Source organism: Okeania sp. SIO2F5, assembly GCF_010692685.1.
Classification (GTDB): domain Bacteria; phylum Cyanobacteriota; class Cyanobacteriia; order Cyanobacteriales; family Microcoleaceae; genus Okeania; species Okeania hirsuta.
Window position 1 is genome coordinate 1 of sequence record NZ_JAAHGU010000173.1, and the last position, 13591, is coordinate 13591.

The following is a 13591-nucleotide window of genomic DNA, read 5'->3' on the forward strand; positions in this document are numbered from 1 at the left end:
ACTGCTCCATGGCCTCTGGAGTCAGCCAAAAAGTGAGACTCCCTCGCTGCTTTAAGGAGGCATCATACTCAGACCAGTTTTTGAGTCGATACAAGGACTTGGAGTTGGATTTAGACTTACTCTTACTCATATCTGCTGAGTGTAGTTTCGTGTACCATCTTGACTTCTTTATTTTTACCCTAAACATCATCTTTTGTGCAACAAAGCCAATATTTGCTACAAATAGCTAGGATATTTCTGAGGAGTCAACCCACCCACGCGCCCAACCCACCCCCGCCCCTCCCAGGAGGGGAACCAGGAGGGTAACTCAGGAAGACCGAGTCACACGGGAATAGCTTCAATACCATTTTTCAGGTCGCAAATCATTCTTTTCTCTTGGTGCGCTACCAGGTGCGACTGGCATCGTCGCTGGGTCGCACTGATCTCTTGGTCGATGGTCGGCCAGCGAGGTTCTCTCACCATCCCACCCTACGGGAAGCTCCGAAGATCGACCGCTTTGTCAAAGGACATATCCTGCACATGTCTTTTTATTCCTCTTACTATTCGTAACATTCTTTTTTCACGCTTGTTATAAAACCATAACTGTTTTAAAACTATAGCAATGTGCGCTGGCATATTTACAAATTGCAGGAGGTGTGCAATAGGTAAAAGTCTTATATTATCAGCTTTTTATTCCCCCTTCCGGAGCTGTTGCCTATTGCCTTTTGCCTGCGCGCAGCGCTATAACTTTCTCTAAAAAACAATTACTCCCCTACTCCTGTAAGGGCGAACCGCCGTTCGCCTCTACTCCCCCACTACCCTACTCTAACTCAACCTTCGCCAAATACCCACACTTCCATCACCACAACCTGCTGCCAACATTTGACCATCTACACTAAACGTTACTGCATTAACTACTGCTTCCTGACTCAATACTCCTAACTCCTCCATCGTATAAGGGTTCCATAAATACATATTCCCATCTCGACATCCACTTGCTAAAATCAAACCATCGGGACTAATAGCAACCGCATTCACTCCATCAGGATGCTGCAATATTCCTAATAAATCTCCGGTCGCTAACTGCCACAACCTAATAGTATTGTCACTACTCCCACTCGCTAATATCTGACCGTCAGGAGCGATCGCCACACTCCGTACCACATCACTATGACCAGTCAAGGTCAACAATAACCTCCCTGTGCCCACATCCCACAACTTAATCGTCTTATCTCCACTCCCACTCGCTAAGACCTTGCCATCAGGATTAATAGCAACTGACTCCACCCATGCAGTATGACCTTTCAAATATCCTCGCATTTTCCCACTGTTGAGATACCAAACCTTCACCGTCTTGTCACCATGACCGCTTGCCAATATCTGACCATCTTGACTAATAGCGATCGCCTGCACAGCACCCCAGTCTTGACCCAACCAACCACCTAGAGTTCTCACTAACTTACCAGTACCCAAATTCCAAACTTTTACAGTGCCGTCATTACTACCACTGACCAAAGTCTGACCATCTGAACTCAAAGCGACCTCCTGCACCCATCCCGAATGACTAAACATCCATCCCCCCAAAGTACGGGGTTCGCTACCAGTCTTCAGAGTCCAGACTTTAATGCTATTATCTTCACCCCCACTCACCACAGTCTGACCGTCAATACTAAATGCTACTGTTCTGACTTGATCGCCGTGACTTTCTAAACTTTCATACCCTTCCCAAGAACTCTTTGTAGTCTGCATTAAATCATTCAGTACTTCTTCTACTGAATGATAGCGTTGTTGAAGCGATGGTTGTAACATCCGATCAATAATATTATTCAAAGATGTGCTTACAGGTCTGGGTAAATGTTCCTGCCATAACCATTCTTCACCATGACGCAGGTCGAAGGGGTCGAGTAGAGTCATTAACTGAATGCAGACAACACCTAAACTATAGATATCGCTAGCAAATACAGCTTGACCAATTAACTGTTCTGGTGCAGTATATTCTGGAGAACCGATAACCGTACCACTTTTGACTGCGGGATTAGTAGAAATAGCTTTGGCAGCGCCGAAACCTACTAAATATAAATTTCTTCCCCAGTCATATTCACTCTCATTAGTACCACGACGGATAATATTTTCTGGTTTAATATCCCGATGAATTACTTGATTTTTGTGGATAAACTGCAAAACTGGCAGTATTTCTCTCAGAAATTTTCTAATTTTTTGTTCGTTAAATGTTCCTTGTTCTTTTAATTCTTGAGCTAAATTTTTACCTTCTATATATTCTTGTACTAAATATCTATAAGATGAGACAACAAAATAGGCTAATAAACTAGGAATTTGTGGATGTTTTCCTAGTTTGTCTAGTTGTAATGCTTCTCGGCTAAATGAGGCTGATGCTTTTTCTATTTCACTAATATTTTGTGCTGCATTTTTGCCAGGAATGCCTACAGGTAAAAATTGTTTAATTACACATATTGGTTTTGAAGGGATGTCTTGATCAACTGCCAATAATGTCCGGCTAAATGTACCTATTCCGATTGGTTTTAGGAGGCGGTAATGTTCTCTAAGGATTAGTTTTGCACCGCAACTTTGGCAAAATATATTTTTGTCTGGGTTTTGAGGTTTTTGACAAGTAGGATTGTAGCAATAACTCATATTTTGTACGGGTAATAACTTAGTTGATTATTTTAAAATATATTGATTTTTTTATTTTTTTCTTGTTTTGCCGATCAATTATTTTTTTCATTTAATTTTTATAGTAATCCGTACATAATTTGTAAAAAATTCCAAAATGGATAAACAGTTTTAAACTCTTACCCTCTGTTGCTTTTTCCCAGAATATTTTTTATACAATTGAAAGAGCATTACTACATTATACCAAAAATCCGTCATGGTTTCCACTGTCACAATCATGTAGACTAGATAAATTTCTGTCATCATTCAGGGAAAAACACCTATAATTAAGTAGGTAGCTGTAGGCAAGAAGTAAATTTAGGAATAAATATAACTAATCGGGGAATTCTATTTGATGTGTAATATTTATTTCAGTAATTGAGTAATTGATTTTATGCTGTGGATTTTTATTTATAGCCAATTAAATAATACCGTTAACTTTTAAACTTAGACATTATTATAGTCAGGAATCATGCCTTGTATATCAACAGAATATTTAGCTCATGTCAATTCAATTATCAGTTATCAGTACCTCCTATAATGGGAGGCTTGAGACCTGATTTTTTTTGTCATAATTAATACTTTTGAGGGCAAATAATGTTAAAAATAGTATAGGTAAGATTATTAGTGAAGAGATTAATCTTTTTATTCAACTCACCTTGAGATATAGCAGAAGAAAGAAGGAAAAATATGTCGCTGTCTAAGTTTTAAGCTTTTGATCTGTCCTAGCCTTTGCTTCGACTGCTATATTTGGAATTACTCAACTATACTAGATATAATATTGTTTAATTTTATAGTTGCTACGCTATTGAACCTAAAACATACAACCTATCACCTGCTTCAAACAGTTGCTAAATCACCTAGTTTTACCATGCAAAAAATACTTATATTTTCAAACAAAAGCTATAAAATAAATTTACTTACTACTCTTTTTGTTGAACAAATAGAAGCAAATAAATATGAATATTTTATAGCAAAAAATAACGACAAAGAAGCAGAATATTTGCCAGATTTAGAAAGAAAACTCAACCAATCTGATTACTTGATTTTGTTATTGAATCCTCAATCAATAACCTGTGAAATGGTAACAGAAACGGTGAGACGAGCAAGAGAATTTCAAAACATTCATCCAAATAATAAACCTTGGATTCTACCTGTTTTAATTGATACTTCTGTCGATCTAACTTGGGATTATAATCTCTATGCTTACTTGAATAAAATGCCACAATGGGAATTAAAAAGTGAAGAAAATATTCAAGACTTAGTTGCTGAAATTATGCTCTTAATCGGAAATGAATTATCTCCCTCAATTCCTGAAACAAAATCAAGATTAATATTAAATAATTCTCTGAATATAAATGAGTATAATAAAAAACCTTTGCCATCCTCACTACCAAAATTACCCAAAAATCAAGATGATTACCATCATAATTTTTATATTAAGCGCTCTCCTCTTGAAGAAAATTGTTATCAAGAAATTACTAAACCTGGTGCTTTGATTAGAATTAAAGCACCGAGACAGATGGGAAAAACATCTTTAATGGCAAGAGTTTTACATGATGTTGAAAAATTAGGATATAAAACAGCAGTATTAAATTTTCAATTAGTTGAACGTCAAATTTTTGACAATTTAGATATATTCTTACGATGGTTTAGTGCAGAGGTAGCTTCAGAATTAAATTTGCCTACTAATTTAGATAATTATTGGAACGAAATTTTTGGTAGTAAAGTATCTTGTAAATCTTATTTTGAAAGACATATTTTGAAAAGTATTAATACTCCTATAGTCTTAGTATTAGATGAAGTAGATAATATTTTTCAATATCCAGAAATTACTGTGGATTTTTTTAGTTTGTTACGAGCTTGGCATGAAGATGCAAAAAATCGCGATCTTTGGAAAAATATGCGGTTAGTAGTTGTACATTCAACAGAAAGTTATGTGCCTATAGATATTAATCAATCACCTTTTAATGTTGGCTTACCAATTGATTTACCAGAGTTGAATGCAGCCCAAATCAAAAATTTAGCTAGCTATTATCAATTGCAATTAAATATCTCTGAAATAGAAAAATTAATGGCAATTGTTGGTGGAAATCCTTACTTAATCAAATTAGCTCTATATGAAATTTATCAAAACAATATTAGCATTGATGATCTATTAAAAACAGCAGCAACAGATGTAGGATGTTATGCAGATCATTTACAGCGACATTGGTGGCATTTACAACAATCTCCAGAGTTAGCACAAGCAGCTAAAACAGTAATGAATTCTAATCAACCAGTACAATTAGAAACAATGGAAGGGTTAAAATTACACAGTATAGGATTAGTCAATTTCCAAGAAAACCAAGCAACACCACGTTATGATTTATATCATTTATATTTTAGAAATTGTCTTTAAATTCAAACAACTATTAGGACTTAAACATTTTATGGTTGAAAAATGGCGCTCGTGTCAGTCTAGATCAGGGAATTACTTCAATGCGCTCAAAATGCCTAGAACCCTTGGTAATTAAGGATTTTACATTTTTAGCTAAAAGCCATTCCCTGTCTAGATTTGAGCCTATTTTATACTTCTATTTTGTCTAATTCCCACTATAGCAGTTGCTATTACAGTATCAGGACTTATGATATCAAATTCGTTAACTATGACCTCACTAGGGGTGGTAATGCGGTTGGTGGGGCGAAAATCCTCATTTACCGCATTCTCAGTCCTACTGACTACTTTTTTAAATTGTTTTAATTAAAAAATAACTAAAAAAAACTTAGGCTTGATTTGAACCTACTTCCAGTAATTTTTCCAATCTTGCCGTTGACCAGTATTCCGTGGGATAGGCGATCGCAAAAATAGACGAAAGTCGAACCAACCATGTCACCTGCTTAAAAGCATCATCTTCGTCATCAAATTCATCCGGTGGAACTAAGACCATAATTTCTACAAAATCTTTAGTTACAGTAACGGGGAGACCATAATAAGTTTCCTCAGCTTCAATGCGGACTTTACTACCATTTTCCAATGCTTCTGTTAATCTTTGATAAAGAAGATTAGACTTTTTTGACTTTTGTTTTTTGGCCACAATTAATTATTCTCCCTAAGTCTGATGTTGCAGTTTAGCGCTTTGAACAGCACCCATGTACAACTTCGCCATTAACTCGTTAGCAGTCGCCGCATTTTGCAACTTACTAAAGTTAATTGTATCTGGTTGAATTTTAACTTGACTAGGCAAGTTTTGAACTCCCTTGTCGCTTAACCGCATCCCAGTTGTCAGGAAATCCGTACATAGTTGTCAATGACCAGATGTGGGTCTTTGGTAATGTTTAGCTCAAAAGTGACTAATGACATAAAAAATCTGTCCTTTTCCCAAATCAAAACGTACTGTTACTGCCGGGACTTGATGCTGAAAAAGCAAATTATGACTAGCAGTATCAATATAGACTTTATCCGAGTTTAGTACTTCTATATTGTAATTTCCTCATAACCACTATTAGGGATTTGGCTCTCAATATTACAAGAATATTTGACCACAAACTATCTGCAAAAGTTTCTACAGACAATGATATAATTAATTTTTAATTCTTGAGTCTAGAGTAGTGTCTTAGGAAATGCACGCTGTACTTTTCAAATATCCTCTTAATACCATTGATTAAAAGACATCTCCAATAATCAAAAATAAAATTAATTATCCTGTAGAAATTATCAATTATTTCCCCCTACTCTGTAGGGAGGTTGCATGCAAGGTCCCTACGACCTACTCCCTCTTTTCCGGAGAGGTCTATAATTTCTACAAAATCTTTAGTTACAGTAGCAGGGAGACCATAATAAGTTTCCTCAGCTTCAATGCGGACTTTACTACCATTTTCTAATGCTTCTGTTAATCTTTGATAAAGAAGATTAGGCTTTTTTGACTTGTATCTTCTGGTAACAATTATTCTCCATAACTATAACGTTGCAGTTTAGTGCTTTTAATAGCACCAACGCACAACTGGACTACCAACTCAGTTGCAGTAGCAGCACAATGACGGAGTCCTCAGTCCTCAGTCCTCAGTCCTCAGGAGGGAAGAAAAAGCAAGAAGCAAGAAATAAGAGGAGGAAAAGGAGAAAGTTTTTTTGATCATGCTCTTATCCGGACATGATATAAGTTGTATTTTTCCTTAGTTTTGACTTTTGACTTTTAACTTTTGACTTTCCTGATCATCACGCACTGGCAGTGAAGTCTCCATTATTTCCATCAACAACTCCAGTCGTGATTTCTGAGACAACATTGGCACCAAGTTAGGCAAAGAATAGTAGTCACCTTTGAAAGTAAAAGTTTCCACTGGTGCTTGCTTCTGCTTCAGTTGACTTTCCACATAATTAGAAGCATAGTGACCCACACGCACGATAACCACATTTGGCATAACCGCCAACTCACGACAATAAGCAGTATAAGCATCAGCAAAATAGGGTGCAGTATTTTCCCCTTCATCTGTCACCAGAATAAACTGTTCGACAACTTGCTTTTTGCGTCGCATTGCTTCTACAGCACAACCACAACTTGTACCTCCACCTGCGCGGATATGTTGGAAACCACGTTCCCAGTCACTCAATTCTGTACCTTGAGCAGTCACAGGATAAGGAATAGTATCAAAAGCGTAGACAAATAGTTCCGCTTCAGTAATACCAGAAACCAAAGCAGCTAAACGCTTACCTACTTCGATCGCCTGTTGCATAGAACCAGACTTATCCACAAGTAAAGCAGTTGGCAAAGAAATTTTACCGCGCTTTTTCACTTGTTCGTTAGTCACCTGCTCCAGTTTCGCAACAGTTTCCGCATCTACCTGAGCAGCATCAGCAGCAACCTTAGCTTTATAAGCAGACACGCGATCGCTCTTTTGCGCCTCAGTCAGTTTCTCATCAACTAATGCTTTTACCTCTGGGTGTTCCATCGCACCACGAGCAGTCAGAGACTTCAAGTTATTGATAATTTCCTGGGGTGACATGGAGTTTATCAGTGCTACTAACACAGTAGGTGTCAATTGTTTCACTGCTCCCACCGCCACAGTATAGGGAATTTTATGTTCCACTATTAATGCTGCTTGCTCTGCTGGAGTTTCTACTTTTGCCAACTGCTTGAGCATGAAAGCTAAACTATCTTCTGGAGGTCTTTCCTTAAACAAGATAGCATCAGCACGATAGTTAGGTTTAATGTGCAAAGTCGCATATAGGTGCTTCATTGCCTTGCGGTTACGGAGAGCTGCACGGTCAAAAAATTCTGGCTTTTGTTCGCGCTTCCGTAGATAACGAGTCACAGCAGTACGCGCGGAACGTGGCATTTTATTTTGCTGTTGTTTCATAAAGTCTACAATGCGTGACACCTGGTATGGTGGGAAATTTTGTAGCATGATGAAACCCGCATCTCGGTGTTCTGTGAGGTTGCTTGTTAACAAGTTTCCCAGGAATACTTCTTGATGGTCGCGCACATCACCGTTATTTTGATACCATACTGCTAAATGACCGTAAAAAATTGGGTCTAACTCAACAATTAATTGATGAATTTCTGCTACTTTTTCTAATTGACGATGTGGTGTAGTGAGCAGACTATTGAGCATTTCTAAACGTAAGTCGCGCTCATCGTTATTCATTTGAATTTTAGACATTTTTTCTACCTCCTTATTTCAGTTATCAGTTAACAGTTATCAGTTACAGCAAATTCTAAATATATGAAGTACAAATATTAACTACTGAATTTTTGTAGTGTGGTTATCTTGCCATATAGTGCCTCAAAAAGATAAAAAAATCTGTCATGTTTTTAATGTTAAATATAAAGCATTGTCAAACATTTGATAACCTATGATTATTCGTTATTAACTAATTTGAGCACAAAAAATCTACTTTAAAAATGCAATTATTTTTGGTATTTTTCGGAGTATTAATATTAATATTTATAATGAAATAAACCGTGCAATTTCAGAGATAATTGTACTTCCAAGTTCCCTAATAAATTGTGTATTTCAGCAATTAATAATTAATAATTACCTATTCTTAAAAGAAGAAGATTGACTAAAATATTTTTTTTGTATCCCCTTAAAAGAGGAGGCTTCAAGGCGTGAATTTTTGAATGAATAATTATTAACTATCAACTCTTAATTATTCATTATTCATTATTCAGTAACCTCTCTAGTTTAGGGCGTGACGATAATTGCTAATTGTTATAGCTTTCAGCTTTAAAAGTTTTGGTAGTCCCGATGGCGTAATGCTAGATAGGAACAAACAATATCTAGTGCGGGCATCCTGCCCGCGAATACGGGAGCAAGATGCTCCCACTGTTATCCTAACAAAAATAATTACCAAAAAATTGGGTTTAAAGCCTCTCCTTTTAAGGGGATAATAAATAAAAATTTTCCTTTGAGTCTATCCTCTTCTTTTCAAAGAGAGGTAATTCTAAATTCTAAATTCTTGAAAATGCACCACCACCAAACTTTTTTACAAAGGTTTTAAATCTGGTTCTACCCAATTTTTTTGAGCTGACTCAGACATCAGAAATTCTCTACTGTAATATTCAAAAGGTAAAGCTGAATTTTCGTAAAAGTTGACTAAATTATTGGCATTTTCTGCAAAAGAGTTATTCGCTGAATTTGTAGTCAAATATTTCTGAATCATTTTTACCCAAAACAGCGTAATTGTTTCGTGATAACCACTATCTTTAGTATTTTTAGTACCTACTGCAACATTATATTTTTTGATGCGATCGCGAATATTATTTATTGCTTATAACTCGGAATAGTTAGTCAAATACCAAAGCGCAACAATCAAATGTGCAGCATGAGTCCAATTATTTTTTGGTAGAGTACAATTATTGAATTATCTGACAAGATTTTCTAACTCATTACTGGTGAAATCAAAAGTTTTATTGCATATACAAAAATTATTTCAAAGAAACTGTTGCTCCTAATTCCTCTAATTTTTGCTTAATCTGTTCAGCCTCCTGAATATTGACATTAGATTGAATAATTTGGGGTAAATTATCAACAACTTTTTTAGTTTCCTGTAAACTTCCAAAGAGATTTAAACTTCGTATCTCCTTAATAAAAGATATTTTTTTATTAGCAGGAAATCCCTCTAATACAATATCAAAAATAGTTTGTGGTTCATGGTCATCTTTATCATTATTGTCGAACTTATCATTAGGTTTTACTGCAATAATTCGATCAGCACTTACTTGAAAACAATCTTCTATTTGTTTCACCAATTCTGTAGCTTCCAACATTGTTATATATTTGAGTTCCTCCAATATTTCATCAGTTTTTATAGACATGATGCTTTCTCCATATAATAAAAGTTTTATCTACTGAAAATTGATTTGACCAAACTGCTCAAACAAACATTTTGTTGACTGAAAAATTGTGGTTTAAAGCCTACCCTTTTAGGGGGATAATAAATAAAAATTTTCTTTTGAGTCAATCTTCTTCTTTTCAAGGAGAGGTAATTCTAAATTCTAAATTCTAAATTCTTGAATCATTTTTTTTACCAATAGCCATAATATGAGCGCTCATTCCTAATAAAGAAGGTTCTGCTTCTATCCAACGAATAGCTTCTAGCATTCTTTCACGACGACTGGGGTCATTCCAATTTTCCTCAAAATTTTGAAGTAACCAACCCGCTCCTTCAACAGCTAACATTTTTTCACAAAATAAACCTGCTTCTTCCACCTCTGCTTTCAGTTCTTCAGGATGATGAAAAAATGTTGTAGTAAAGTAAGTAGGGTGGTTATTAGGGTTGCGATGCTGACCTTCAGCTAAATCTCGTCGAACAATTTCCACGAACTCCGGATCGTTGAAATTTCCCTGAAATAATCCACTAAAAGTTGAAGCAAAGCGCGAAATACCAATAGCAAACAAAAGACCACCAGTTTTTAAGATGCGAGTAGCTTCACGCAAAGCAGTTAAGCGATCGCTACGTTCTGTTAAGTGATACAGGGGACCAAATAGGAGAACAACATCAACGCTCTTATCTGGCCGCTCTAATTGACGAGCATCTCCAACCTCCATGGTTGCAAGAGGATAATTAGGTTGAGTTTGAGAAAAGTTTTGAGCTTGCTGTATATGTAGAGGTACTACATCTATAAGATGAACTTCATACCCTTGTTGAGCAAGCCAAAAAGCATAGACACCTGAACCACCACCGACATCGAAAATAACAGCAGGAGGAGCGGGTAGAAAACGACTGAGAAGTTCTTGGGTGCGAGCAAATTCAAGTTTTCCTTCATCTTTGGACAAGCGTTGCTCTTCTTCACCTCTATTGTAGTAACTTAAGGCTTCATTTGAAAGCTTTAACCGAGATTTGTCTGACATTGTTTTTTATCAAATATTAACGACAAATAAAATTTGTTTTTATTAATAAATAATGCTCTTAATATTTTTTTGTTTTTAAATTATAATTAACGCTTTTATGCAGTTATTAAATCATCTCGCACAAGTCAAAAAAGCTATTTATTCATACACAGTAATTTACCCTGCATTTTTTTGAATCCAAATCAAGGGCTGTTTGGTTAGTATGTAAGTTTTTTCTGTTAGGGTGCGAGATGAAAATTATATTTTTAGTAATTTTTATAAATTATCGAATTCAGATTTTTTTACTCTTTCTTAGTCTTAGTGGAAATTAAACAATTTTAATCACCTCGCGCAAGTTAAGAAAGCTGTTTGTTTATACACAGGATTTGTTCGCCGAAGGCGTTCCCGGAGGGTACCTGTATTAGCTTTCGCTAGCTTGATTATGAGTCAAGTGCCTTTACCATTTGGCTAGTATGTAAGCTTTCCTAGTTAGGGCGCGAGATGAAACTTTTTATGTTGATAAATCTTATTTATCTGTATTTTTTAAATCTTAGTTAAAATCACTCCGCACAAGTCAAAAAAGCTGTTTGTTTATACACAGGAATTGAACCTGCTACAATCGATTAATAGTCGAATGCTCTACCAAATTGAGTATGTAAGCTTTTTAAGTTTGGGCGCGAAGTGATTTTCTTAAACTATTTAATTAAACTATTCTAACTTCAGTCTTAAAAATACAAATGGCATATTAATTGATGAAAATTTACTCATTTTAAAATCTCTAGAAAATAACAGATTAAATATTTAGTTTTACAGGTTCAAATTTTGGACTTATCTACCTCTGTATTTACCGTATATAATTTTCTTCTACATCAGCAATACATGATTTTACAGAGAACAATAAAAAACAATCAAGATGTTAAAAATCATAAATATTCATAACTTAAAGTTCTTTACCATAAATAATTTTAGTATTAACTTTACGGAAACCCAGAGACTCATAAAGTCTATTTGCTCCCGACGGGTTTTCAGCATCAACACCAAGTCGTACCTTATCCATACCAACAGCTTGTAAACGCTCCATTCCAGAAAGTAACATAGCTTTTCCTAACCCACGCTTCCTAAAACCACGGCGAGTTCCCAGATCGCCTATCTGTCCCTCTCTAGTTCCTTTGCGCTGGTTATCTTCTGGGTGAATAAAACAAATACAAAAAGCTGCAAATGTACCATCAGCAGTCAGCGCAACTAAATCTAAGTATTGCCTGTAGTCAGGGTAACTCATTTTATATTCTAACTTCTCAACTGTCCACTCATGGAAATTCCAATGGTCGATAAATGTTTGGTTATACATTTCTACCCATGCTTCTAAAAAGTGTCGCTGCTCCTGCTTACCAGAAAACTGCGCAGAGGAGTGAGACTTTAATGTAAAACCTATAGGAAACTCTGGTTTTGGTAAGGGGTCGGCAAGCGATCGCTCCATATTTAAGAAGTAACGCTTTGGAGTAAAACCACAACTTTCTAATAATGCGATGCGTTCAGTTTTGTCGTCACGAGTAGCAGATCGCAACTTTACAGATACATCCCGTTCTCTAGCAACTTCCTCCATTCGTGCTTCACCCCACCTAATGATTTCTTGCTCTATACCTTCACCTCTGACTGTGGGATGAACTCTGAAAGAGAAATAACCATCAACCGCTTCCTGTATTGAGAGCTTCCCAAAACCAATGAGTTTACCTTCTCCATTTTTCCAAAGACGAATGTCACGCTCTCGATCTACATCTGGAGCATTAAATTCTTGTCGCAGATCCGAAACAGATACCCATTCATCTAAGCGATCAACTGTTTCACAAACTTGGAAAAATTCAGCGACCGCTTCTAAATCATTTTCTCCTTGATAGGAGCGAGTTTCTAATGTTTTCATAAACACTTAAAGTTCTTTGCCATAAACAATATTAGCATGAACTTTACGGAAACCCACAGACTCATAAAGGCGAGTTGCTCCCGACGGGTTTTCAGCATCAACACCAAGTAACGCCTTATCCAGACCAACACTTTGTAAACCCTCCATTCCAGAAAGTAACATAGCTTTTCCTAAACCACGCTTACGAAAACCACGACGAGTACCCAAAGTATTTATCCAACCTTCCTTTCTTCCCTTGTGCTTATTCTCTTCTGGATAAAAACAACAGTGGCAAAAAGCTGCAAAAGTACCATCAGGAGCTATTGCAACCCAGGTCAAGTCTGGTCGATAGTCAGGACCGCTTACTATATGTTCGACCTGCTCAACTTTCACCTCATGGAAGTTCCAATGGTCAATAAATGTTTGATTATACGCTTCCACCCATGCTTCTAAAAATTTTCGCTGCTCCTGCTTACCAGAAAAATGCACAGAAGAGTGAGACTTTAATGTAAAACCTATAGGTAACTCCGGTTTGGGTAAGGGTTTGGTAAGCGATCGCTCCATCTCAAAAAAGTAACGCTTGGGAGTGAAACCACAACTGTCTAATAATGCAATGCGTTCGGTTTGAGTATCGCGAACAGGCGATCGAAACTTGGCATATACACTCTTATCTCTAGTGACTTCTTTTATTCGTGCTTCACCCCACCTAATGATTTCTTGTTCTATACCTTCACA

At 36.4% G+C, this 13591-nt stretch carries 10 protein-coding genes and 1 tRNA gene; 1 reads left to right on the forward strand and 10 read right to left on the reverse strand.

Going from position 1 to position 13591, the window contains the following annotated elements; translation table 11 throughout:
* Window positions 1–804: 804 nt before the first annotated feature.
* On the reverse strand, window positions 805–2631 hold the full coding sequence (locus F6K27_RS29570; protein WP_287278294.1) for a serine/threonine-protein kinase: 1827 nt from the start codon (window positions 2629–2631) through the stop codon (window positions 805–807).
* 889 nt (window positions 2632–3520) lie between these two features.
* Between F6K27_RS29570 and F6K27_RS29575 the strand changes: the two genes are divergently transcribed.
* Complete coding sequence (locus tag F6K27_RS29575) at window positions 3521–5050, forward strand: AAA-like domain-containing protein (protein ID WP_287278293.1); 1530 nt, start codon at window positions 3521–3523, stop codon at window positions 5048–5050.
* Between the two features lie 364 nt (window positions 5051–5414).
* Here the strand turns inward: F6K27_RS29575 and F6K27_RS29580 are convergent, their stop codons facing one another.
* From F6K27_RS29580 to F6K27_RS29620, 9 genes are all read right to left on the reverse strand, one after another.
* Entirely contained in the window at window positions 5415–5726 is a 312-nt protein-coding gene (locus F6K27_RS29580) for a hypothetical protein (RefSeq protein ID WP_287278291.1), read from the reverse strand.
* A 15-nt stretch (window positions 5727–5741) separates the two neighbouring features.
* Entirely contained in the window at window positions 5742–5876 is a 135-nt protein-coding gene (locus F6K27_RS29585) for a hypothetical protein (RefSeq protein ID WP_287278290.1), read from the reverse strand.
* 925 nt (window positions 5877–6801) lie between these two features.
* Window positions 6802–8277 carry a hypothetical protein gene (locus F6K27_RS29590; RefSeq protein ID WP_353736090.1) on the reverse strand — a complete coding sequence of 492 codons (1476 nt, stop codon included), beginning with the start codon at window positions 8275–8277 and terminating at the stop codon, window positions 6802–6804.
* Window positions 8278–9112: 835 nt separating this feature from the next.
* Window positions 9113–9274 (reverse strand): hypothetical protein, encoded by a 162-nt coding sequence (locus F6K27_RS29595; RefSeq protein ID WP_287278286.1) that lies wholly within the window; start codon window positions 9272–9274, stop codon window positions 9113–9115.
* Window positions 9275–9554: 280 nt separating this feature from the next.
* Window positions 9555–9944, reverse strand: a complete 390-nt coding sequence (gene rplL / locus F6K27_RS29600; RefSeq protein WP_287278284.1) for a 50S ribosomal protein L7/L12 — start codon at window positions 9942–9944, stop codon at window positions 9555–9557.
* 187 nt (window positions 9945–10131) lie between these two features.
* Window positions 10132–10980: a bifunctional 2-polyprenyl-6-hydroxyphenol methylase/3-demethylubiquinol 3-O-methyltransferase UbiG gene (locus F6K27_RS29605; protein WP_287278283.1), complete on the reverse strand. Its 849-nt coding sequence runs from the start codon at window positions 10978–10980 to the stop codon at window positions 10132–10134.
* A 575-nt stretch (window positions 10981–11555) separates the two neighbouring features.
* A tRNA-Asn gene (locus tag F6K27_RS29610) sits at window positions 11556–11613 on the reverse strand.
* A gap of 286 nt (window positions 11614–11899) precedes the next feature.
* Window positions 11900–12877, reverse strand: coding sequence for a GNAT family N-acetyltransferase (locus F6K27_RS29615; RefSeq protein ID WP_287278282.1), 978 nt, complete (start codon window positions 12875–12877; stop codon window positions 11900–11902).
* 6 nt (window positions 12878–12883) lie between these two features.
* The coding region (locus F6K27_RS29620; protein ID WP_287300948.1) for an N-acetyltransferase at window positions 12884–13591 on the reverse strand (708 nt) is incomplete at its 5' end.